The following is a 579-nucleotide window of genomic DNA, read 5'->3' on the forward strand; positions in this document are numbered from 1 at the left end:
TCGCCTATCTCAAGGCCACCCTCGAGGTGATCGCCCGCGGACACCCCCAGAACCGCATCGACGACATGCTCCCCTGGAACTTCCAGCCGTCAAGCTGAAAAGCCCGTGGGGGCCAGCTGGCGCTTACAGTTCAACACAACAGGATCAGAACCGGTATGAGCGGAGCCGTGTGCGAAACTTGCACTCAACTCGACAAAGCGCGATCGACGGCTTGCCCAAAAAAGCGCTTTTATATCAACATGGTGCGGGTGGAGGGATTTGAACCCCCACGCCTTGCGGCGGTGGCACCTAAAGCCACTGTGTCTACCGTTCCACCACACCCGCAGCAACGACGCTCGTATGGCAGGGCAGCCCGCCAGTCAAGCGCGGTACGTCATACCCCCAAAGACAGTCCCACGACCATCCTCGTCGATCTTCTGCTGCAGCGACCGCTCGATGGCGGCGAGTCGAAGCTATGTGTTCCGTCCCGGATGATCACATAGCCCCTCGTCGATCCGCGCTTTTCATGGCACGATCTGTTTTGAACGAGGTGCGAGACGGGAGATCGGCATGCTGATCAAGCTTCACAGCCAAGCGACG

Annotated in this window: 1 protein-coding gene and 1 tRNA gene; one reads left to right on the forward strand and one right to left on the reverse strand. The window is 59.4% G+C overall.

All coding sequences use genetic code 11. The features are described from left to right. On the forward strand, window positions 1-98 hold a 98-nt coding region (locus DQW77_RS17970; protein WP_147094966.1), incomplete at its 5' end, for a transposase domain-containing protein. A 142-nt stretch (window positions 99-240) separates the two neighbouring features. Here DQW77_RS17970 and DQW77_RS17975 read toward each other — a convergent pair. Then, window positions 241-324 (reverse strand) — tRNA-Leu (locus DQW77_RS17975). Window positions 325-579: the final 255 nt, after the last annotated feature.

This window comes from Roseovarius sp. TE539, assembly GCF_003298505.1.
In the GTDB taxonomy this organism is placed as follows: Bacteria; Pseudomonadota; Alphaproteobacteria; order Rhodobacterales; family Rhodobacteraceae; genus Roseovarius.